Raw genomic sequence first — 22,506 nt, 5'->3', positions numbered from 1 at the left:
GGTGCGAAAAATAAACTGATTTTAACAACCATTCATTTTAAACAAGTCGCCTGGCGTATGGGCGACCACTGTAAGGACAAATTTATGCCAATTATTACTTTACCTGACGGCTCACAACGTCAGTTCGATAATCCTGTTTCCGTATTCGAGGTGGCGCAAAGTATCGGCGCAGGGCTTGCCAAAGCGACTATTGCGGGGCGCGTGAACGGCGTGCGTAAAGACGCGGTGGATCTGATCAGCGAAGACAGCACCCTGGAAATCATCACCGCCAAAGACGAAGACGGCTTGGAAATTATCCGCCACTCATGCGCGCACTTACTGGGGCACGCAATCAAACAACTGTTCCCAAATGTGAAAATGGCAATCGGCCCGACGATTGACAACGGTTTCTATTATGATGTGGATCTTGACCGCACTTTGAATCAAGACGATTTGGACGCGATCGAAAAACGCATGCTCGAACTGGCGAAAACCGATTACGACGTGGTGAAAAAAGTGGTCAGTTGGCAGCAAGCCTACGACACCTTTAAAGCCCGCGGTGAAGAATACAAACTGGCGATTTTAGACGAAAATATCGAAAAAACCGCAACGCCGGCGTTGTATCATCATGAAGAATACATTGATATGTGCCGTGGGCCGCACGTTCCGAATATGAAATTCTGCCACCACTTCAAATTACAAAAAGTGGCAGGCGCATATTGGCGCGGCAACAGCGACAACAAAATGCTGCAACGGATTTACGGCACGGCATGGGCGGATAAAAAGCAACTGGCGGCTTATTTGCAACGTTTGGAAGAAGCGGCGAAGCGCGATCACCGTAAAATCGGCAAAGCGTTGGATCTGTACCATATGCAGGAAGAAGCGCCGGGCATGGTATTTTGGCACAACGACGGCTGGACGATTTTCCGCGAATTGGAAACGTTCGTGCGTACCAAATTGAAACAATACGATTATCAAGAAGTGAAAGGTCCGTTTATGATGGATCGGGTGTTGTGGGAAAAAACCGGACACTGGCAAAACTACGCCGACTTGATGTTCACCACCCAATCGGAAAACCGCGAATATGCGATTAAGCCGATGAACTGCCCGGGACACGTGCAAATTTTCAATCAGGGCTTGAAATCGTACCGCGATTTGCCGTTGCGTATGGCGGAATTCGGTTCTTGCCACCGTAACGAACCGTCCGGCTCGTTGCACGGTTTAATGCGCGTGCGCGGCTTCACCCAAGACGACGCGCATATTTTCTGTACCGAAGATCAGGTGGAAAGCGAAGTGACTTCGTGTATCCGCATGGTATACGACATTTACAGCACCTTTGGTTTCACCAATATTCAGGTTAAACTCTCGACCCGTCCGGAAAGCCGTATCGGTTCCGACGAGATTTGGGACAAAGCCGAAGAAGGGTTGGCAAATGCGCTGAAACATAACGGCTTAGCTTATGAAATTCAAGAGGGCGAAGGCGCATTCTACGGGCCGAAAATCGAATTTGCCTTGCGTGATTGTTTAGATCGGGAATGGCAATGCGGCACAATCCAACTGGATTTCGCCTTGCCGGGTCGTTTGAACGCCTCTTATGTGGCGGAAGACAACGAGCGCAAAGTGCCGGTGATGATCCACCGCGCGATTTTGGGTTCAATCGAACGTTTTATCGGCATTATCACCGAAGAATACGCCGGTTTCTTCCCGTCATGGCTCGCGCCGGTGCAAGCGGTGGTGATGAACATCACCGATTCGCAAGCGGATTATGTGCAAAACGTGGTCAAAACCCTGTCTGAAGCAGGCTTGCGTGTGAAATCGGATCTGCGTAATGAAAAAATCGGTTTCAAAATCCGCGAACACACCCTACGCCGCGTGCCGTATATGCTTGTTTGCGGCGACAAAGAAATCGAAGCCGGTAAAGTGGCGGTGCGCACCCGTAAAGGGCAAGACTTGGGCACATTCACCATTGATGAATTCACCCAACTGCTGAAAAATCAAGTTCACAGCCGTGAACTGAAATTGTTGGGCGAAGTATAATTTCTTTGATTCGATGGAAAAAGGCAAGTTTGGCTTGCCTTTTTTTATGTTGAATTGATAACATCTATAAAAGCGCAACCATCATCCTGCCAATGGCAATAACCACCGCACTTTATACGCAGTGCTTGATTTATCACAGCACAAAAAACGTTGTATTTTTTATAATCACATGAGACAAGCGGATTCGATTTACATATATATACCATGAATGAAGGAGGTGAAAAAATACATTAGTCCGCGAATTGCTCCAATTGGAATAAAAAGCAGCAAATCAACAACCGCCCATATAATTTCGTCATTTTCGACATCTTTAACAACGGCATAAACAGGAAAAACAATACACAATATTACATAAGAAAAGTAAAGTGCAATAGTTAGAAAATGAATCAATATTTCCCTGATCTTTTGCATGAAAGGTTTTTTATCCTATAGTAATTTTGCAAAATTTATATGTAAAAAGTCCGTAAGAGAGTAATTATTATCGATTCTACACCCTAAATGAGGTTCATTCAAGCGTAAAAATCATGAAAAATAGTCTATAGGTGAGTAAAATAAATTTGGATAGCAGTAAATGGCAAAATTAGATCCAACGGAAGTTGATCGTTTGATTGGAAAGCGAATTCAACAAAAACGGAAGGAGTGCGGTTTTTCGGCAGAAAAATTGTCGGAATTATTGGATATTTCACAACAACAATTATCACGCTATGAAAGAGGGACAAATAAAATTAATGTTTCCCATCTAGTGAGTATTGCAAATTTCTTACACACGCCGATCAGTTATTTTTTTATGGATTGTATGTTAGATTCCGATTGGAATAGCGACAGAATCGATCGCCATTGGCAAGCGTTAACACTACCGCAAAAAACGGCTTTTATCGCATTTCTCGAAAGCTTAGCGAACGGGTAGCGGAAAGTCATATAATCCTTAAAATTCCCTTGCATATCGCCTGATTTTTCTTTAAAATCTACGCCACTTTTTTGCCGTCTTTAGGTTAAAAGACGGTAAATTATTTCGGTTGCTCTTTGGTTACATGATTAGGTTGTGATTGTAAGGGCTGTCTTAAATTCATTAGAGGAAGAAAACTATTAAAGCGGTAAAACGAGTTCAGACGCAACGCCCAAATCGTATTAATGACGAGATTAAGGTGAAAGAAGTTCGCTTGATCGATGCAGAAGGTGAACAGGCTGGGATTGTCGGTATTCAACAGGCACTAGAGATGGCAGAGGCTGCCGCTTTGGATTTGGTTGAAATCAGTCCGAATGCAGAACCACCGGTATGCCGGATCATGAACTACGGCAAATTCCTTTACGAAAAAAGCAAGACGGCGAAAGAGCAAAAGAAAAAGCAAAAAGTTGTTCAGGTTAAGGAAATTAAATTCCGTCCTGGTACAGACGAAGGCGACTATCAGGTAAAACTACGCAGCCTGATTCGCTTTCTGGAAGATGGGGACAAAACCAAAATCACAATCCGTTTCCGCGGACGTGAAATGGCCCATCAACAAATCGGTGCCGATGTGTTGGAACGCGTGAAAAACGATCTGGCTGACATCGCCGTGGTGGAGTCCGCTCCGTCAAAACTGGAAGGCCGTCAAATGGTGATGGTGCTTGCGCCGAAGAAGAAGTAATCAGCGCCGACAAGTAATAAAGTGCGGTTGGCGCAAGCCAAACGCGTTTTTATTCGCCTGATTACATTGATTAATAATACAATGCGGAGTTAATCCAATTATGCCAAAAATTAAAACAGTACGCGGTGCTGCGAAGCGTTTCAAAAAAACGGCTTCCGGCGGTTTTAAGCGTAAACAATCTCACTTGCGTCATATTTTGACCAAGAAATCGACTAAACGTAAACGTCATTTACGCCACAAATCCATGGTTGCGAAAGCCGACCAAGTATTAGTGGTAGCCTGCTTGCCGTACGCATAGTTCATTTCATTCCAGTTAAAATAGATCAAAGGAGATCCCTATGGCCCGTGTAAAACGTGGTGTTGTTGCCAGAGCTCGTCATAAGAAAGTTCTTAAGGCTGCTAAAGGTTATTATGGTGCGCGTTCACGCGTGTATCGCGTTGCTTTCCAAGCGGTTATCAAAGCAGGTCAATATGCTTACCGTGACCGTCGCCAACGCAAACGTCAATTCCGTCAATTGTGGATCGCGCGTATCAACGCGGCGGCTCGTCAAAACGGATTGTCTTACAGCCGTTTCATCAACGGCTTGAAAAAAGCGTCTGTCGAAATCGATCGTAAGATCCTTGCCGATATTGCGGTGTTCGACAAAGTGGCTTTCAGCGCTTTAGTTGAAAAAGCAAAATCTGCTTTAGCTTAATAGATTAAGTTAACGCAACACGAGAAGGGAGCTAAGGCTCCCTTTTTGTTTATGCAACGTTTGCGCATTTCAAGTTATTGTATGGCAACATTATAAAGATATTTGCAATTTCCCGACATTTCTTGGAAAATAACTCGATTTTAAAACGTTATTCTGGCATTGGCGTTATGTTGATGTGTTATAAATCTTGCTAAAGGATATTATCATGAAAAAATGGATTGCGATTATTATTGTTGCCGTGATTGCCGGTGTTACTTTAATGAGCAGCTACAACGGATTAGTGCGGGCGGAGGAAGAGATTGACTCTGTGTGGGCAAACGTCGAGTCATCTTATCAGCGTCGTGCCGATTTGATTCCGAATATTGTCAATACCGTGCAAGGGCAAGCGAATTTTGAACGCGACACCTTGACCGGTGTGATTGAAGCGCGTGCCAAAGCGTCACAAACCAAAATCGACCCGGCGAATATGACGCAGGAGCAATTAAACCAATTCCAACAAGAGCAAAATTCGGTTGGTTCGGCATTATCCCGTTTGTTAGTCACGGTTGAACGTTATCCTGAACTGAAAGCGCATGAAGGTTTCATGAATCTGCAAGCGCAATTGGAAGGTACCGAAAACCGTATCAACAAAGCGCGTAACGATTTCAATACGGCGGCTCGCACTTATAACAGCTATGTGCGCCAGTTCCCGACCAAATTTGCGGCGATGATTTTCGGCTTTAAAGAAAAACCGTATTTCCAAGCGGCAGAAGGGGCGCAAAACGCGCCGGTTGTGAATTTCAACTAAAAGTGCGGTCAGACCATGCCATTATTTGCCAAATCAGCCATCGATAGTGCGTTAGTCGAAGCGGCGATTGAACAGTTAGAGTTGCAAACCGCTGCCGAAGTGCGGGTTTATATTGAGAAAAACGCCAAATTAAACGCGTTGCCGGAACATGCTGATCCGATAATTGCCCGTGCGCAGCAGATTTTCGCTGAGCTGGAAATGGAACAAACGGCGGCGAATAACGGCGTGTTGATTTATGTCGCCTTAAAACAACGCCGCTGTGCGGTGATTGGTGATCATGGCATTCATCAATTTGTGAACGATGAATTTTGGCAGCGTTGCTGTGATGTGATTAGCGCACAAGCGGCGCAAGGCAATTTGACCAAAGGGATTATTGCCGCGCTGTATCTGCTGGCGGAAAAACTCTCGCTCCATTTTCCGCGCCAAGCAGACGATGTTGATGAATTGCCGAATGAGGTGATCATTGATGAGTAAATTTTTTATGCCGCTACGCTACCTGCTGACCGCACTTTGCCTGTTTTTCAGCGTTAATGCGGTGGCGGTCGAATTGCCGGCTGTCCCGAATCCGTTTCGCTATGTCAGCGACTACACCAATGTGTTGAGCGCAGCCCAACAAAATGCGTTGGAAAGCAAATTGGCGGCTTACGCTAAAGAAACCAGCTCGCAAATTGCCTTGGTGATTATGCCGACCACCGGCGACAACGAGATTGCCGAGTTTGCCTTTGCTTTGGTGGATAAATGGGGAATCGGGCGTAAAGGGCTGAATAATGGCGTATTAATGCTGATTGCGTTGAACGATCGCAAGATTTTTATTGCACCGGGGCAGGGACTCGAGGGCGCATTGCCTGACGCGATGTTATCGCAATTAATCCGCAACGAGATCACACCGTATTTTAAACAAAACCAGTATTATCAAGGAATTGATAACGGTCTGAATGCGATTATCGCCGCGAGTAAAGGTGAATATGCGCCGCAAGCGGTGGAACGCGATAACGAAATGGATTGGATTCCACTGGTGTTTGTGGTGATCTTTATTCTTTTTGTTTTGTTCGGACGGATTAATGACAGTTATGTCACCCCAACCAATAACCACACCATCGGGCGCAACGGACAAGTGCTCCGTCGCCGTAATAACCGTAATAACGGTGGATTTGGCGGCGGCTTCGGCGGAGGGGGCGGCTTTGGCGGTGGTGGCTTCGGCGGCGGCAGCTCCGGCGGCGGTGGCGCCGGCGGCAGTTGGTAGTTGTCCGTTCCGTTGTTCGTTAAGAACAGGAAAGCGGTAAATTAAATTCCTGTTATTGAGTTAAAAGCGGGCTGTGATACAATCAGCCACCATTCATTTACAAGCAGGGATTGCCCTGCTTTTTACTGAGGTCATCATGGAAACATTAGATAAAATCAAACAGCAAATCAGCGAAAATCCGATTCTTCTTTATATGAAAGGTTCACCCAAGTTCCCGTCTTGTGGTTTTTCTGCCAGGGCAGTGGAAGCGTTAATTCATTGCCAAGTGCCGTTTGGTTATGTCGATATTCTGCAAAACCCGGATATTCGCGCTGAATTGCCGAAATACGCCAACTGGCCGACTTTCCCACAATTATGGGTGGAAGGCGAATTGGTCGGCGGCTGCGATATTATTATGGAAATGTTCCAACAAGGCGAATTGCAACCGATGTTAAAAGAAGTTGCCGCTAAACACGCTGAAACGGAACAAGCCTAAGTTTACTCGTTAAACTAACCGCACTTTGAATTAGTGAAATCGGAAATCAAAGTGCGGTTCTTTATTTTTGATAAATCAAAATATTAACTTACACTCATTTACTATGGCTTGCCTTATTTTACCCACAATGTCAATTATTCAGTTGAAGTAAATGTTATAGTTTGTGCTGTTTATTCCTGACAGAATTTTGTATAAATAATAGTTGTTACATAACAGAATACATATCACCACCACTCAAAATAGAGGAAAATAGCATGAAAACATCACATGACGTTTTAAATGATCCGTTTTTAAATAAAGGTACGGCATTTACATTGGCAGAGCGCGCCAAATTAGGCTTGATTGGTTTGTTGCCTGCTTGTGTGCAGACGCTGGATGAGCAATGCGGTCAAGCGTATGCGCAATTCCAAAAGAAAGATTCTCGGATTGAAAAGCGCCATTTTCTAATGGAAATTTTTAATACCAACCGCACGTTGTTTTATGCCTTGTTTAGCCGTCATGTGGTTGAATTTATGCCGATTGTTTATGACCCGGTGATTGCCGAATCGATTGAACGTTATGATGAACTGTTTGTTGATCCGCAATATGCCGCGTATTTGTCAATCAATGAACCGGAAAATATCGAAGCTACCCTGAAAAATGCCGCCAACGGACGTGATATTAGGCTGATTGTCGCAACCGATGCGGAAGGCATTTTAGGTATTGGCGACTGGGGCGTGAACGGTGTGGATATTTCCGTCGGTAAACTGATGGTTTATACCGCAGCCGCAGGAATTGATCCGAACAGCGTGTTGCCGGTGGTGCTGGATGTCGGCACAAACCGCGAGCAACTGCTCAAGGATCCGCTCTATTTAGGCAACCGCCACCAACGCGTACGCGGTGATCAATATTATCAATTCGTCGATCAGTTCGTGCAAAAAGCCGAAGCCTTGTTCCCGAAACTCTATCTGCATTGGGAGGATTTCGGGCGTTCGAATGCGGCGAATATCTTGAATAAATATCGCGATAAAATCCCAACCTTCAATGATGATATTCAAGGCACGGGGATTATCAGCCTTGCCGGGATTTTGGGCGCATTGAATATTTCTAAACAAAATATCACTGATCAAACCTATCTTTGCTTTGGCGCAGGCAGTGCCGGGGCCGGTATCACCAACCGTATTTACCAAGAGATGTTGCAACACGGCTTAAGCGAAAAAGAAGCGCGTGCCAAATTCTATATGGTTGACGTGCAGGGATTGCTGTTCGATGACATGGACGATTTGACCCCGGAACAACGTCCGTTTGCGCGCAGCCGTGCCGAATTTGCCAACAGCCATGAATTGACTTCACTTGAAGCGACCGTCAAAGCGGTGCGCCCGACGATTTTGGTCGGCACATCAACCCAAGGCGGTGCATTTACCGAAAGCATTATCAAAGAAATGGCGGCGCACACCGAACGTCCGATTATTTTCCCGCTCAGCAATCCGACCGAACTGGCAGAAGCGACCGCCAAAGATTTGCTGACCTGGACCGACGGCAGAGCCTTAGTCGCGACCGGCATTCCAACCGATCCGGTTGAGCTGAACGGCGTAACCTATGAAATCGGACAAGCAAACAATGCCTTGATTTATCCGGGCTTAGGCTTAGGCGTTCTGGTATCGGAAGCGCGGATTTTAAATGACACCATGATTTCCAAAGCGGCGCATTCGCTTGGCGGCTTGGTTGATCCTAACAAGGCAGGTGCAGCGGTGTTACCGCCGGTTTCAAGATTAACCGAATTTTCACGCACCGTTGCCAAAGGCGTAGCGCAAAGTGCGGTGGATCAGCAACTGAATAGACAGCCGATTGCCGATCTGGATAAAGCCATTGATGAATTGAAATGGATTCCGATTTATCAAGATCTCAGTAAATAAAAGGAACAGCCAATGCAATTTCTCTCTTCGATTGAAAGCACCTTGCCGATTTTGCTGATTATCGCCCTCGGTTACGGCTTACGAAAGAAAGGGTGGTTTGCAGATAGTTTCGGTGGCAATCTTTCAAAATTGATTTTGAATATTGCCTTGCCCGCAGGGATTTTTGTTTCGATTTTGAAATATTTAACCCGCGATACGCTGTTTTCGCTGTCGGGCGGTTTGGTCTATTTTGCATTGGCAACGGCGTTGGCGTATGTCGCCGCCTTTGCCTTAGCCAAATTGCTCAAGGTACGCCGCGGCAGACGCGGCGTCTTTATCAACGTGATCGTCAATGCCAACACGATTTTCATCGGCTTGCCGCTGAATGTCGCGCTGTTTGGCGATCTGAGCTTGCCGTATTTCTTGGTGTGCTATTTAGTCAATACGATTTCAACTTGGACGCTCGGCGCATGGTTGATTGCCAATGATGATCCGACGGTTGATCCGACGGCGCATAAAGGCGGTTTTGATCCGAAAAAACTGCTGACTCCGCCGATTGTCGGCGCAGCCTTGGCATTCGTGTTTCTGCTTGCGGATATTCCGTTGCCGACCTTTGTTAACTCGACGCTGGGTTATGTCGGCGAATTGGTGACGCCGTTAGCATTAATCTATGTCGGTATCGTGCTGGCGGACGCCGGTTTGAAAAGCATTAATTTTGACCGGGATACCAGCGTTGCTTTAATCGGACGTTTTATTTTAATACCGGCAATTACTATTGGGTTAATTCTGTTTGGTGCGGATTCACTTGGTTCATTGCCAGCAACAGAAGCTTATACACTGGTTGTCCAATCCGCCGTACCGGCATTGGCAGTGCTACCGATTTTGGCACACGCCGCCAACGGCGATGTGAAATACGCCACCAATACGGTCACCACCAGCACTTTGCTGTTTATCATCGTGATCCCAATCATCAACGCGATTTTGCCGTTGATCGCCTAATGCAATACCGCACTTTGCTTGTTTAATCCGTGCAAGTGCGGTTTTCTCTTGGTTTGAAAAGACATAAAAAAGGCGAATAAAGATATTCGCCTTTTACTGTTTAGCTCATAATCATAAGTGATTAACTCACCACATTGCCAATCAAACTGCGCGTGAGCACATTCACTTCCACCAGCTTAATTTGGAGCTGATCGCCGATTTGATAGGTTTTTTGATCGTTGATGTACAATGCCAGTTCGTCGCTATTGACGCTGATTTCCTCTTTTTTATCGTGCAGAGTCGAAATCGGTACAAACACGCTTGCGCCGTTTTCCGACAGTTGTACGCGCAGACCGCCGCGGCTGACATCTTGGATTTCGGCGGCGAAAATCGGGTTTTGTTCAACTATCGGTGCGAAATAAAGGGCGTATAACCAATCGGCGATATCGCGTTCCACCATGCGGTTTTGACGGCGTGCTTCTTGCAGGCGCGCTAAAATCGCGTCCGCCGGTTTGACCGCACTTTCATTCAAGAGACACTGTTTGATAATGCGGTGGTTCACCATATCGGAATATTTACGGATCGGTGAAGTCCAAGTGGCATAGGCGCTTAAACCTAAACCAAAGTGCGGTGCGGCTTCGGCTTTGAATTCGGCAAAGGTCAGGAAACGGCGCAGGCGCATTTCCAAAAAGCCGAAATCATATTGCTCGATATCGTGGCGCATTTGGCAATAGCCGTCGAGTGTGGTCAGCTTTTCAACGGAATAACGTTGTGCCAATTCCGCGCGATTGTCATCATTGGCAAGAGTCGCCAACAGGAAATCATGTGCCGATTGTTGGAATTTCGGATCGAACCCGCTGTGGGTGTTGAAGATACCGCACTTGGCGTGTTGATCCAAATAGTGTGCCGCACTGGTGTTGGCGATAATCATCGCTTCTTCCACGATTTGATTGGCGATACGGCGGTGTTTGGCGTGAATCGCTTTGACTTTGCCGTCTTGCTCCAACTCAAAACTGTAATCAGGGCGTTCTTTAAACAGCAAGGCGTGCGTTTTGCGCCACTCGATACGCGCAAGGGCAAATTGGTGTAATAATTCGATTTGCTGTGCGATTTTTTCATCGCTTGGTTGCCAATGATTCTCTACCTGTTCCAACAGATCGGAAACCTCGTCGTAATCCAATTTGGCTTTGGATTCGATCCACGCCGCAACAAAGTGCGGTTCGGCGCTGGTCTTGCCGTTGCGATCCGTTTCAATCGTACACACCAACGCCGGGCGTTTTTGCTGCGGCATTAATGAACACAGTTCGTCGGACAGCTCGCGCGGCAACATCGGAATGTTAAAACCGGGCAGATAGTTGGTGAAACAGCGCTGTCTGGCGTCAAGCTCGATTTGTGAATCCAATGGGATATAGGCGGTCGGATCGGCAATCGCAACGTGTAACTTCCAGCCGTTTTCCGTGGTTTCGATATACAGCGCGTCGTCCATGTCTTGGGTGGAAGCCGCGTCAATCGTGACAAAATCCAAGGCGGTCAGATCTTGACGTGACAGGGTTTGATCCAATTGATACGAATCCAGTCCGGCAACCGGCGTGCGTGGTTGTTGGTGACGGGCGAGCGTGACCCACCACGGTGCAAAATTGTCATCGCCACGGCAGATAAATTGTGTGACTTGCGCAAAAAATGCGCGGTCATCGCGTAGTGGGTGCTTTTGCAATTCCGCCACCACCCAATCGCCGTCTTGCAATTCTTCGCTGACGGTTTGGGCTTTGTTGGCGGCAATCAGGTTATTAATGTTCGGGTGATCGACCGTCAGTTGTAATCTTTTCTCTTTGTTGAACCGCACTTTGGCGATAAAACGGCTTAACATCGGTTCGATTAACGTTTCCGGTTCGGCATTTTCTTTATCGCCGTTGCTTTCGATCACCGCTTTGATCTTGTCGCCGTGCATGACTTTTTTCATTGCCGGCGGGGTGATGAAATAGCTTTTTTTATCGCATTCCAAAAAGCCGAAACCCTTATCGTTGGCTTTCACCGTGCCTTCGGCGCGCGGCTTGTTTTCACGGATTTGTTGCTTAAGTTGGCTTAACAGCGGATTGTTTTGAAACATGATGTTCTGTCCTATTAAAATCAAATGAGCAGACGGATTTTAAATTTCCTTTCCTCGCAAGCGGAGGGCAATAAATTAGGGCGGATATCAATCCGCCCTTGGTTTTTATCTTGAATGTTGAGGCTTATTCGGCGTCTAATTCATTCATTGCCGCGATATTGAAACCGCCGTCAACGTGCAACACTTCGCCGGTTACGCCGGAGGCTAAATCAGAACACAAGAATGCGGCGCTTTTGCCCACATCTTCAATGGTAACGGTACGGCGTAGCGGGGTGACCGCTTCGCAGTGTGATAACATTTTCTTGAAGTTTTTGATCCCGGAAGCGGCTAAGGTGCGGATTGGGCCTGCTGAAATCGCATTGACACGAATGCCTTCTTTGCCCATCGCATTCGCCATAAAGCGCACGTTGGCTTCTAAAGAGGCTTTTGCCAAGCCCATCACGTTATAGTTAGGAATCGCCCGTTCCGCGCCTAAGTAAGATAAAGTGACTAAGCCTGCACCCTGATTCAACATCGGACGCGCCGCTTTTGCCATCGCCACAAAGCTGTAAGAGCTGATGTCGTGCGCAATTTGGAAGCCTTCACGGGTAACCGCATTAACATAGTCGCCATCCAATTGATCGCCCGGTGCGTAAGCAATCGCGTGTACGAAACCATCGAATTTATCCCAATGTTTGCTCAATTCTTGGAAACAGTTTTCAATGTCTGCGTCGCTGCCGACATCACAAGGAATTACGATAGAAGAGTTAAAATCTTTGGCAAATTCTTCAACACGCGGTTTTAATTTGTCGTTTTGATAAGTGAACGCCAATTCCGCACCGGCTGCAAACATCGCTTGCGCAATGCCGTAAGCGATAGAGCGGTTGCTGGCGACACCGGCGATTAAAATACGTTTGTTTGTTAAGAATCCCATAAAACTTTATCCTGTTATTAATTGAAAAGATAATGGCGATAACAACGCACCGCCAAATTAACGTGGCGTGATTATACGCTACTTTATCGCCTGATTCCATTCTTATCAAGAATCGTCATTCTGCTGCGGGGAATTTTTTAATAATAACAATGAAACCACACCGATAGCGGGCAATATCAACCATTTTCTGCCCAATAACAGGCGGGTCGAAAGCGAAATCAGCGAGGAGCGGATAATCGGGTTGGAAACGGCTTTTAAGTAGCGCAAAGGCTGGCGGATTTCTTGCTGTGTTTTTTCTGTCTGCAAACGAAATTTATTGCGCAACACTTCGCCTTTGAGTAACAATAATTCTTTTTCCAATGCACGGTGGCTGGGCATAAGGCTCTCCTTGCGCGGTCTTTATTTTGAAGAATTGACGCTTTGTTTTATTGCGGCAAGATCTAATTTGACTTCTCTTAAGGTGTCATCAAGAAAACCACGCTGTTTACGGATTAAACGGATAATCAGAATCACCAGGGTCAGCACCAGCAACAGACAGCCGCACCCGATCAGCGTAAACACGCGAAATTTATCCGCTTCGGGCAGCCAGGCATTGAGGGCGAACATCAGGCTGAGGCCGGCAAGTAACAGTAACAAAAAGCTACATAAGGCAAAAACGATAACGAGTTGGGCGTGTTCTTTTTGTTCGTTGAGTTCCAACTTTGCCATTTCCAGACGGATACTGGCAAGTTCAAGGGCGGTGATAAAACTGTGTTTCAGACCGGATTTAATTTTATTTATCGTTTGCATTTTTTATCTCCTGTAACAGAAAGATCGGGAGGCCGCAGTGTTGCGGCTTCCACTATGCTCCGGATTATTTATTGCGGTTAATTAACAAACCCGCAATGAACGCGACCCCGGCAACGATCCCGATGGCTTTGTACGGATTCTCTTGAATCATGGTATCGGATTGTTTCGCTGCGTTTTTGGCGGTTGCCGCGACTTTGTTTTGCAGATCTTCCAATTGTTGGCGATAGCCGTCGGAGCTGGCATTCAAACGTTTTTTCAATTTTTTGAATTCGTCCGCCCCAACGTCTTTCCCTTCTTCAAACAAGTCTTCCGCAGTTTGTAGAATGTCTTGTAATTCAGAAAGCAGTTCTTCGCGTTTGCTGTCAAAGTCATTTCTCATACTTGTATCCTCCGTTTGATTGAGATGATATTTTGGTGTTGCAAATTTATCCTAAGGGATTATTTGAATAAGATCAAAGCGAAAACCGGATCTTTACAAATCAGCGTTCAGACTATGCCGGATTGTCAATATCATGAAAGAGCACATCGAACGCATAATGTTGTTGCAGCCATTCGCCTAATTTTTTAATGCCGTAACGCTCGGTGGCATGGTGTCCGGCAGCATAAAAATGGATGCCTTGCTCACGGGCGGAATGCGTAGTGCGCTCGGAAATCTCGCCGCTGATAAATGCGTCAATTCCTTGCGCTGCCGCCAGATCAATGTAATCTTGTCCGCCGCCGGTGCAAAGTGCCACGGTGCGGATTTTATCCGGTGCATTGCCATACGCACCGCCGCCACAATAGAGCGGTTTACGTTGCAGAACCCGTTCCAAACGTTGCGCCAATTCTTCGCCGGAAAGTGCGGTTTTCAACTCGCCGTAGACCGGAATGGATACCGCACTTTGTTCAAGGGATTGTAAATTTTCAATTCCCAACATTTCGGCCAATAACGCATTGTTTCCCAATTCCGGGTGCACATCGAGCGGCAGATGATAGGCGTATAAGTTAATATTATGCGTCAACAGGGTACGGATTCGCTTGCCTTTCATGCCGCGGATCAACGGCGATTCGTTTTTCCAAAAATAGCCGTGATGTACCAACACCGCATCGGCTTGCTGCGCAACGGCGTAATCCAATAACGCTTGGCAAGCGGTCACGCCGGTGATAATTTTACGCACCGCACTTTTGCCCTCCACTTGCAAACCGTTGGGGGCGTAGTCGCTGATGGCGTCACTGTTTAATGTGCGGTTGAGCAGTTGTTCCAATTCCAGATTATTCATTTCTCATTCCTGTTGATTGGTTAAGCATAGGTTGCCGCTTTCATCTTGCGCACAAATTCGCCCAACAAGCGCAGTGTTTCCGCATGATTATCCAAATGATTTTCGATAATTTTGACAATCGCCGAGCCGGAGATTGCCCCGGCAGTGCCGCTGTTCAGCGCGTCGATCACTTGTTGCGGTTGTGCGATACCGAAGCCTTGTAAAATCGGCGGTGCGTTGTGCGCTTTCAGTTGCGCAATCAAACTGTCTAAATTACCGGCGTGGGCTTGGTTTTCCGCACTGGTGACGCCGGCACGGGAGACCAAATAAGTGTAGCCCTCGCTGGTTTGCGCCACGCCTTGAATGGTGTCCGAATCGGCATTCGGCGGGCAGATAAACACCGGTTGCACGCCGAATTTTTTCGCCGCGGCAACATAGGGTTCGCAAGCCAATAGCGGCACGTCGGCCACTAACACCGCATCGACACCGATTTGCTGACATTGTCGATAGAAATTGTCCAAACCCTGTGCATAAATCAGGTTGGCACACAGTAGCAGGCTGATCGGAATCTCAGGGTATGTTGACCGCACTTTGTCTAATAACATAAAGCATGCTTTGGTGCTGCAACCGGCATTCAGCGCGCGGTTATTGGCGGCTTGGATCACCGGGCCGTCCAGTAGCGGATCGGAAAACGGAAAGCCCAGTTCCAAAGCGTCTGCGCCGTTATCAACCAGCGTGCGGATAATGTCAAAAGAGCGGTCTAAATCCGGATCGCACAGGGTGACGAACGGTACGAATGCGCCTTGGTTTTTCAGTTGTAACTGTCGGAAGCATTGTGCAAAACGGCTCATGATTTTCCCCCTTTTTCAGTTAAAATTTTATCGACGGTGAAAATATCTTTGTCGCCCCGACCGGACAGATTCACCACCAACAGTTGTGCTTTTTGCGGCTCTTGTTTGATTAATTTTAACGCATACGCCAAGGCGTGCGAGGATTCCAACGCCGGAATAATCCCTTCGTGCTGCGCCAGTTGTTGGAAGGCGTCAAGTGCCTCATCATCGGTGATTGATTCGTATTCCGCGCGTCCAATCGCATTCAAATAGGCGTGCTGCGGTCCGACGGAAGGGAAGTCCAGTCCGGCGGAGATCGAGTAAGACTCTTCGATTTGTCCGTCTGCGGTTTGCATAATCGGCGATTTCATGCCGAAATAAATGCCGACATCGGCGTGTTTTAACGGCGCGCCGTGTTCGCCGCTTTCAATGCCGTGTCCGGCAGGTTCGATCCCAATCAGGCGCACCGCACTTTCCTCAATAAAATCGGCAAACATACCAATCGCATTCGAGCCGCCGCCGACGCAGGCAATCACCGCGTCCGGCAAGCGCCCTTCGCGCTCCAACACTTGCCGTTTGGTTTCTTCGCCGATCATTTTTTGGAATTCGCGTACAATCGTCGGGAACGGGTGCGGGCCTGCCGCGGTGCCGAGCAGGTAATGGGCTTTATCGTAATTGGCTGACCAATCACGCATGGCTTCGCAACAGGCGTCTTTCAACGAACAAGAGCCTTTGTTGACAGGAATCACTTCCGCCCCCATCAGCCGCATACGGAACACATTCGGCGATTGGCGTTCCACATCTTTCGCCCCCATATAAATGCGGCATTTCAGCCCCAACATCGCACAGGCAATGGCGGTGGCAACGCCGTGTTGTCCTGCGCCGGTTTCGGCGATAATCTCGCTTTTGCCCATGCGGATTGCCAATAACGCCTGCCCCAACACCTGGTTGGTTTTGTGCGCGCCGCCGTGCAGCAAATCCTCACGTTTCAGGTAGAGTTTGGTATTCGAGCCTTTAGTCAGGTTACGGCACAGGGTAAGTGCGGTCGGACGGCCGGCATAGTTTTTCAGCAAATCATTGAATTCAGAAATAAATTCAGGATCGTCTTTCGCTTCTACAAAGGCTTTCTCCAGCTGTTGCAGCACCGGCACTAAAATTTCCGGCACATACATCCCGCCAAATTCACCGAAATAGGGATCGAGTAGGGTTTTATTGCTCATGTTGTTTTCCTTTTAAAATCGAATAATCGTGTCGAATAGCGCGGCAATTTTCTCTTCATCTTTAATCCCGACCGCACTTTCCACGCCGGAATTGATATCCACGCCCAAGCAGCCTTGAATCAAGGCTTGTTCGATATTTTCTTGTTTAATCCCGCCGGCTAAAATGGTGCGTTTTTTGATATTCGGCGGAATTAATGTCCAGTCGAAAATCAAGCCTGTGCCGCCTTGTTTTCCTTGTACTTTACTGTCGAACAGGAAATGGTCGATAAGCGGATCATCGGCAAGTTTAATCTGCTCGTGGTTGTCGATATCGACCGAAATCACATTCCAAATTTGGCACGTTGTCGGCAATTTTTCGCGTAGCTGTTGCATAAACTCACGGCTTTCATTGCCGTGCAGTTGCACCGCAAACAGGTTTAATTCGCGGGCGATTTCCGCGATATAGTCTAGCTCTTGATTTTGAAACACGCCGACAAAGCGCAGTGGCGCAGCGGTAATCAGCTGCTTGGCTTGGGCAAGGCTGACTTTGCGCGGCGATTTTTCGGCAAAAATCATGCCGCCGTACAGCGCGCCGTGTTGATATGCCGCGTTGACATCTTGCGCCCGGGTTAAACCGCAGACTTTGTTTTCGCCATAAATCACCTGCCGTACCGCACTTTGCAGATCGTCTTCGCCCATTAAGCTGCTGCCGATTAAAAACGCGTGTACATAAGGCTTCAGTTGCTGAATTTGCTGATGATGATAGATCCCCGATTCGCTGATGATAATCCGATCCGCCGGAATTTGTTGCGCCAATGGCGGCGTACGGTTGAGATCGACGCTTAAATCATGCAGATCGCGGTTGTTAATCCCGATAACTTTCGCATTAAGTTGAATCGCGCGTTCCAGTTCGGCTTGATTAGAGGTTTCGGTCAGCACGCCCATGCCCAATTCGTGCGCCAAATCGGATAATTTGCGATAGGTCGTATCATCCACCACCGACAACATCAGCAAAATCGCATCGGCTTGATGGTAACGCGCCAGATAGACCTGATATTCGTCAATCATAAAATCTTTGCACAAAATCGGTTGCGACGCGACAGACCGCACTTGGGCGATAAAATCAAAATTGCCCTGAAAATATTTTTCATCGGTCAGCACCGAAATCGCCGCCGCATACTCTTTATACACATCGGCAATTTGCGCCAAGTTGAAATCATCGCGGATCAACCCCTTTGACGGCGAGGCTTTTTTGCATTCCAAAATATAAGCAGGGCGTTGGTGCGAGCCTTGGGCGAGGGCGTGATAGAAATCGCGATCAGCGCGCTGCACTTGATCCTGAAATTGCGCCAACGGCAATGCCGCTTTTTTGTTTTTTATCCATTCGATTTTATCGTTGATGATTTTTTGCAGAATGGTGGGCTTATTATCCATATTCACGAGTTTTACCTTTATTTTCTCTCATTTTTTTAAGGGTTACGAATTGGGCGATCTTTTTCTAGTTGTGCCTGTTTAAGCCATTTTTGCAAACTCGGCAGGTGGTAGATCCGTTCGGCATAAGCATTGGCTTCAGGGCTAAGGTAATTACGCAGTCCATAATGAACTAAACGGATCAACACCGGAGCGAAAAATGCATCGACAGCGGTGAAAGCGTTACCGGCGAGATATTCACCACCGAAACGGCTTAAGCCCTCTGTCCAGAGTTGATTAATCCGAGCCAGATCGGCGGCAAGTGCGCTATCGATTTGATCTAATGTCACAAATTTTTGTGTATTCATGCTGCATTGGCTGCGTAACGCAACAAATGAGGCGTGCATTTCAGCACAAGCACAACGCGACCAAGCACGAGCGTTGCGCTCGCTTGCCCACACTTGCGGATAATCTTCCGCCACATATTCGCAGATCGCCAAGCTGTCCCAAATCACGGCATTGTTGTGATGGAGTGCCGGCACTTTCGAGGTCGGCGAGGCTTGTAAAAAGTCGATTTTTTGCAGAGTTTTATCCGGCTGAAAATAGAGCTGCGCTTCTTCGAATGGAATTGCCAACTGTTCCAACAAAATCCACGGGCGCAATGACCAGCTTGAGTTCGTTTTATTGGCGATAAACAGCTTATACATATTAATCCTTATACTGGCGCAATTTTTGTAGGGTTTCAAACGGTTTGCCGCCGGCAAGGCAGTCTAACACCATTTCCGCATTTTGTTTCAAATCCGCATATCCGAACAATTTCAATAAAAGTGCGGTATTGATTGCCACCGCTTGCGCGTGATATTTGTCGCCTTTGCCTTGCAAAAGTGCGGTCAGCATGCGTGCGTTGTCCGCCGGTTCGCCGCCGCGTAGCACCTCTAACGCTTGCGGCTCGAATCCGAAATCATACGGGGTAATGTCGTAATATTCGATTTCGCCGTTATGGATTTCCGCCACTTGGGTTTTGCCGTGCAACGCTACTTCGTCCAAACCGGCACCGTGCACCACGAAAGAGTGTTTGTGTCCGAGCATAAGTGCGGTTTCCGCATACGGTTTGATCAAATCGGGGGTATAAACGCCGAGCAGTTGCCGTTGCGGTTTTGCCGGATTGATTAACGGCCCGAGGATATTAAAAATGGTGCGGGTTTTCAGCGCGTTGCGCACCGGCATGGCGTGCTTAAAACCAAGATGATATTGCTGTGCAAACAGGAAGCACACGCCGATCTCATCTAACGCTTGGCGTGCGGTGTCGGCACTGAGGTTGATATTCACCCCAAGTGCGGTCAGCACATCGCTTGAGCCGGTTTTACTTGAAACGCTGCGATTGCCGTGTTTGGCGATTTTGGCGCCTAAGGTTGCCGCGACAATCGCACTGGCGGTCGAGATATTAATCGTATCCGCGCCGTCGCCGCCGGTGCCGACAATATCGGCGAACGGATAATCAGGGCTTGGAAACGGCTGTGCATTTTGTTGAAGTGCGGTTACCGCACCGGCAATTTCGGCGGTGGTTTCGCCGCGCAGTTTAATCGCGATCAGGGCGGCGGCAAGTTGTTCGTTACTTAGTTTTCCTTGTACTACGGCATTGAACAGGGTATAGCTTTGTTGCTGATTCAAAGCCTGATTGCTGAATAGCGTGTCTAATAGCGTTTGTGTTTCCATAACTTACCTTTTGATATTGTAATTAAAACAGGCTTCGTCGCCGGTCATGCCGCGAAAGCCCCAGCAGTGCGGCTCTTGTTCTTTGATCGTGATTTGTACATCGACCGGTTTGATTTTCAGTTGCTTATAAATTTCATCGAACAGCATGCGAATCAACAATTTCTTTGCCTCCGCGCTACGACCGCTCATCATATTAATTTCGATAATGGTGTAAGCCTCGCTGCGATCCGACGGATAATAATAGTCGTCCGCCTCAAGTCCGATAAAACGCTGCACCCGTTTATGCTCCGGAAAGTCGAGGGCAAACATCAAGCAACGGTGAATAATGTCCGATAGCTCTTTTTTAATCGGATCAAGCCGAGTTTTTAAACCATAAACCACAATCATTGCCGTTCTCCCAGTAACCAGTCGATACTTTGCGCCAGCAATTGCGAACCTTGCACGGTTAAGATCGATTCCGGGTGAAATTGAAAACTGCAAATCGGCAAAGTGCGGTGGCGCACCGCCATAATGATATTATTGAAACGTGCATTGACCTCAAACTCCGCCGGAATTTCCGTTCCCATTAACGAGTGATAACGCGCGACCGGCATAGGGTTCGGCAGATTGGCAAACATCGCTTGTTGATCGTGTTCAAGCTGCGACACCTTGCCGTGCAGGATTTCCCCGGCGTGTACGATCTTGCCGCCGAAGGCTTCGATAATCGCCTGATGTCCCAAACAAATGCCGATCAACGGCACTTTGCCTTTCAGTTCACGAATCAATGGCAACAGATTGCCGGCTTCTGCCGGATTGCCCGGACCGGGCGAGAGCGCGACAATGGTATTCGGCTCGGCAAGTGCGGTGTTCATCAGATGATCCAACTCACTGTCATTGCGGTAAACCACCACCTGATGTCCCAACACCCGAAACTGATCGACCAAGTTATAGGTGAACGAATCAAAATTATCAATAAATACGATTTTCGCCATAATGAAATCCTTAGATGTTGTTATTTGTTTGAATAATGGCGTTTAAGACCGCTCTTGCCTTGTGCCGAGTTTCGTCCGCTTCCATTTGCGGATCGGAGTCCAGCACTTCGCCGCAGCCGGCTTGCACGTGGGCGATACCGTTTTGCACGAAAGCGGAACGGATCACGATACAGGTGTCGAAATTGCCGTCGGAGCTGAGATAGCCGACTGCGCCGCCGTAGCTGTGGCGTTTTTGTTTTTCAAATCGGTAGATCAATTGCATTGCCTTGATTTTCGGTGCGCCGGTCAGCGTGCCCATGTTCATACAGGCTTGGTAGGCGTGCAGCGCGTCCAGCTCGGGGCGCAATTTGCCGACCACGCGTGAGACAAGGTGCATAATGTGCGAGTAGCGATCGACTTGCATTAATTCTTTCACTTGGCGCGTGCCGCTTTGGCAAACGCGGGCGATGTCGTTGCGTGCCAAATCGACCAACATCAGGTGTTCCGCCAACTCTTTTTTATCCAAACGCAATTCCAATTCCAAACGTGCGTCCAGTTCCGGATCGATTTTGCCGTGCATATCAAAACCGCGCGGGCGTGAACCTGCGATCGGGTAAATTTCCAACTGACGGCTGGCTTGGCTGTATTTCAATGCACTTTCCGGCGAGGCGCCGAACAGGATAAAATCTGCGTCGTGCATATAAAACATATACGGGCTTGGATTGGTGATTTTCAAACGGCGATAAGTCGCCAACGGATTCGGGCATTCAAGGGAAAAACGGCGTGACGGCACGATTTGGAACACGTCGCCGACAAAAATATGCTGTTTTAGCTGTTCGATGATCCGCTTAAATTCGGGATCGTCAATATTCACGCTCACTTCGCTTGAAGCCGCTTGAATCGGCAAATTATCCTGAATTCGGCGCAGTTGCCGTTTGATGTTTTCCGCCGCGGAATCCAAGTGCGGTTGCTGTTCGGCGATAAAGCAGAAGGTTTGTAATGTTGCCGATTGTTGCTGGTGATCTAAGCGCAACAACTGCTCGGCTAAATAAAAACAGTAGTCGGGGCAGCTGATCTGATCGTCTTGCAGGTTGATATTTTCCATCGGGATAAACCCGGCAACCAGATCATAAGCAAACAAACCGCCGAGATAAACCGCACTTTCAGCTTGATTAAACAGTTGATTAATCACGCGCAAACCGTCAAACACCGTCGCTGCCTGTAATTTGCTGTCTTCGTCCAAATTCGGATTGAGTCCGCTGAAAAGTGCGGTCAGCACATTGTCTTGCGTATAATTTATTGCTTTTGCAATACCCTGTAACGTTTTTTCGATTAACGGTAATAACGCTTTTCCGTTGGCACTTAATGCCGAAAAGGTGACGTTTTTATCCAAACAGGTGATTTTGAGCGCACTGTCGATAAACAACAGACTGGTCAAGCTGTTTTTGCTTTGAATCTCGGCGGATTCCAATAGCAGGGTATTGGTTTTATCTTGGCATAGGGTTGCAAAAATCGCAGTCGGATCAGCGTGATAAGCAACGGCTTGCTGGGTGATATGAATATATGGCATTGGTAATCTCGTTCGGGTTGAATTTTTGTACTATTAAACTAGTGCAAAAGGATTTGGTCAAGTGATTTTTTTGCTTTTAGTAAAAATAGCA

General features: G+C 47.6%; 25 protein-coding genes. 11 read left to right on the top strand and 14 right to left on the bottom strand.

Annotation, left to right across the window (positions count from 1 at the left end):
* Positions 1–84: 84 nt before the first annotated feature.
* From thrS to ACQ31U_RS12510, 11 genes are all read left to right on the top strand, one after another.
* The gene (gene thrS, locus ACQ31U_RS12560; RefSeq protein WP_431052590.1) at positions 85–2,016 is read left to right on the top strand and encodes a threonine--tRNA ligase; all 1,932 of its coding nucleotides are present in this window, start codon (positions 85–87) and stop codon (positions 2,014–2,016) included.
* A 571-nt stretch (positions 2,017–2,587) separates the two neighbouring features.
* Positions 2,588–2,923 carry a helix-turn-helix domain-containing protein gene (locus tag ACQ31U_RS12555; RefSeq protein ID WP_431052588.1) on the top strand — a complete coding sequence of 112 codons (336 nt, stop codon included), beginning with the start codon at positions 2,588–2,590 and terminating at the stop codon, positions 2,921–2,923.
* 178 nt (positions 2,924–3,101) lie between these two features.
* Complete coding sequence (gene infC / locus ACQ31U_RS12550; protein ID WP_431054346.1) at positions 3,102–3,641, top strand: translation initiation factor IF-3; 540 nt, start codon at positions 3,102–3,104, stop codon at positions 3,639–3,641.
* 100 nt (positions 3,642–3,741) lie between these two features.
* A complete protein-coding gene (gene rpmI, locus ACQ31U_RS12545; RefSeq protein ID WP_034613912.1) occupies positions 3,742–3,939 on the top strand; it encodes a 50S ribosomal protein L35 in 198 nt (65 codons plus the stop codon).
* Between the two features lie 40 nt (positions 3,940–3,979).
* Complete coding sequence (gene rplT, locus ACQ31U_RS12540) at positions 3,980–4,336, top strand: 50S ribosomal protein L20 (protein WP_431052585.1); 357 nt, start codon at positions 3,980–3,982, stop codon at positions 4,334–4,336.
* Between the two features lie 205 nt (positions 4,337–4,541).
* Positions 4,542–5,123: a LemA family protein gene (locus ACQ31U_RS12535; protein ID WP_431052583.1), complete on the top strand. Its 582-nt coding sequence runs from the start codon at positions 4,542–4,544 to the stop codon at positions 5,121–5,123.
* Positions 5,124–5,138: 15 nt separating this feature from the next.
* Positions 5,139–5,597, top strand: coding sequence for a TPM domain-containing protein (locus ACQ31U_RS12530; RefSeq protein WP_431052581.1), 459 nt, complete (start codon positions 5,139–5,141; stop codon positions 5,595–5,597).
* Complete coding sequence (locus ACQ31U_RS12525; protein ID WP_431052579.1) at positions 5,590–6,366, top strand: TPM domain-containing protein; 777 nt, start codon at positions 5,590–5,592, stop codon at positions 6,364–6,366. The genes ACQ31U_RS12530 and ACQ31U_RS12525 overlap by 8 nt, the downstream gene beginning before the upstream one ends.
* Positions 6,367–6,502: 136 nt before the next feature.
* Entirely contained in the window at positions 6,503–6,841 is a 339-nt protein-coding gene (gene grxD, locus ACQ31U_RS12520; RefSeq protein WP_431052577.1) for a Grx4 family monothiol glutaredoxin, read from the top strand.
* Positions 6,842–7,095: 254 nt separating this feature from the next.
* Positions 7,096–8,736 carry a malolactic enzyme gene (locus ACQ31U_RS12515; protein ID WP_431052575.1) on the top strand — a complete coding sequence of 547 codons (1,641 nt, stop codon included), beginning with the start codon at positions 7,096–7,098 and terminating at the stop codon, positions 8,734–8,736.
* Between the two features lie 12 nt (positions 8,737–8,748).
* A complete protein-coding gene (locus ACQ31U_RS12510; RefSeq protein ID WP_431052573.1) occupies positions 8,749–9,714 on the top strand; it encodes an AEC family transporter in 966 nt (321 codons plus the stop codon).
* A gap of 121 nt (positions 9,715–9,835) precedes the next feature.
* Here ACQ31U_RS12510 and rnb read toward each other — a convergent pair whose 3' ends face one another.
* The 14 genes from rnb to trpE form a co-directional block, all read right to left on the bottom strand.
* On the bottom strand, positions 9,836–11,800 hold the full coding sequence (rnb, locus tag ACQ31U_RS12505) for an exoribonuclease II (protein WP_431052571.1): 1,965 nt from the start codon (positions 11,798–11,800) through the stop codon (positions 9,836–9,838).
* A 124-nt stretch (positions 11,801–11,924) separates the two neighbouring features.
* Positions 11,925–12,713 (bottom strand): enoyl-ACP reductase FabI, encoded by a 789-nt coding sequence (gene fabI / locus ACQ31U_RS12500; protein WP_431052569.1) that lies wholly within the window; start codon positions 12,711–12,713, stop codon positions 11,925–11,927.
* 105 nt (positions 12,714–12,818) lie between these two features.
* A complete protein-coding gene (locus tag ACQ31U_RS12495) occupies positions 12,819–13,091 on the bottom strand; it encodes a hypothetical protein (protein ID WP_431052567.1) in 273 nt (90 codons plus the stop codon).
* 21 nt (positions 13,092–13,112) lie between these two features.
* A complete protein-coding gene (locus tag ACQ31U_RS12490) occupies positions 13,113–13,502 on the bottom strand; it encodes a phage holin family protein (RefSeq protein WP_431052565.1) in 390 nt (129 codons plus the stop codon).
* Positions 13,503–13,566: 64 nt separating this feature from the next.
* Complete coding sequence (locus ACQ31U_RS12485) at positions 13,567–13,881, bottom strand: DUF883 family protein (protein WP_431052563.1); 315 nt, start codon at positions 13,879–13,881, stop codon at positions 13,567–13,569.
* 112 nt (positions 13,882–13,993) lie between these two features.
* Positions 13,994–14,761, bottom strand: a complete 768-nt coding sequence (locus ACQ31U_RS12480) for a Nif3-like dinuclear metal center hexameric protein (RefSeq protein WP_431052561.1) — start codon at positions 14,759–14,761, stop codon at positions 13,994–13,996.
* A 20-nt stretch (positions 14,762–14,781) separates the two neighbouring features.
* Positions 14,782–15,591, bottom strand: coding sequence for a tryptophan synthase subunit alpha (trpA, locus tag ACQ31U_RS12475; RefSeq protein ID WP_431052559.1), 810 nt, complete (start codon positions 15,589–15,591; stop codon positions 14,782–14,784).
* A complete protein-coding gene (gene trpB, locus ACQ31U_RS12470) occupies positions 15,588–16,790 on the bottom strand; it encodes a tryptophan synthase subunit beta (RefSeq protein WP_431052557.1) in 1,203 nt (400 codons plus the stop codon). The genes trpA and trpB overlap by 4 nt, the downstream gene beginning before the upstream one ends.
* Positions 16,791–16,802: 12 nt before the next feature.
* Positions 16,803–18,203 (bottom strand): bifunctional indole-3-glycerol-phosphate synthase TrpC/phosphoribosylanthranilate isomerase TrpF, encoded by a 1,401-nt coding sequence (gene trpCF / locus ACQ31U_RS12465; RefSeq protein ID WP_431052555.1) that lies wholly within the window; start codon positions 18,201–18,203, stop codon positions 16,803–16,805.
* A 35-nt stretch (positions 18,204–18,238) separates the two neighbouring features.
* Entirely contained in the window at positions 18,239–18,886 is a 648-nt protein-coding gene (locus ACQ31U_RS12460; protein ID WP_431052553.1) for a glutathione S-transferase family protein, read from the bottom strand.
* Position 18,887: 1 nt separating this feature from the next.
* Entirely contained in the window at positions 18,888–19,895 is a 1,008-nt protein-coding gene (gene trpD, locus ACQ31U_RS12455) for an anthranilate phosphoribosyltransferase (protein ID WP_431052551.1), read from the bottom strand.
* 3 nt (positions 19,896–19,898) lie between these two features.
* Positions 19,899–20,282, bottom strand: coding sequence for a tautomerase family protein (locus ACQ31U_RS12450; RefSeq protein ID WP_431052549.1), 384 nt, complete (start codon positions 20,280–20,282; stop codon positions 19,899–19,901).
* Positions 20,279–20,866, bottom strand: coding sequence for an aminodeoxychorismate/anthranilate synthase component II (locus ACQ31U_RS12445; RefSeq protein WP_431052547.1), 588 nt, complete (start codon positions 20,864–20,866; stop codon positions 20,279–20,281). The genes ACQ31U_RS12450 and ACQ31U_RS12445 overlap by 4 nt, the downstream gene beginning before the upstream one ends.
* Positions 20,867–20,876: 10 nt before the next feature.
* Positions 20,877–22,415 carry an anthranilate synthase component I gene (gene trpE / locus ACQ31U_RS12440; RefSeq protein WP_431052545.1) on the bottom strand — a complete coding sequence of 513 codons (1,539 nt, stop codon included), beginning with the start codon at positions 22,413–22,415 and terminating at the stop codon, positions 20,877–20,879.
* Positions 22,416–22,506: the final 91 nt, after the last annotated feature.

This window comes from Testudinibacter sp. TW-1 (genome assembly GCF_050613185.1).
Taxonomy (GTDB): Bacteria; Pseudomonadota; Gammaproteobacteria; order Enterobacterales; family Pasteurellaceae; genus Chelonobacter.
The sequence above is the reverse complement of the archived record's forward strand: the minus strand, read 5'-3'. Positions and strand labels throughout refer to the sequence as shown.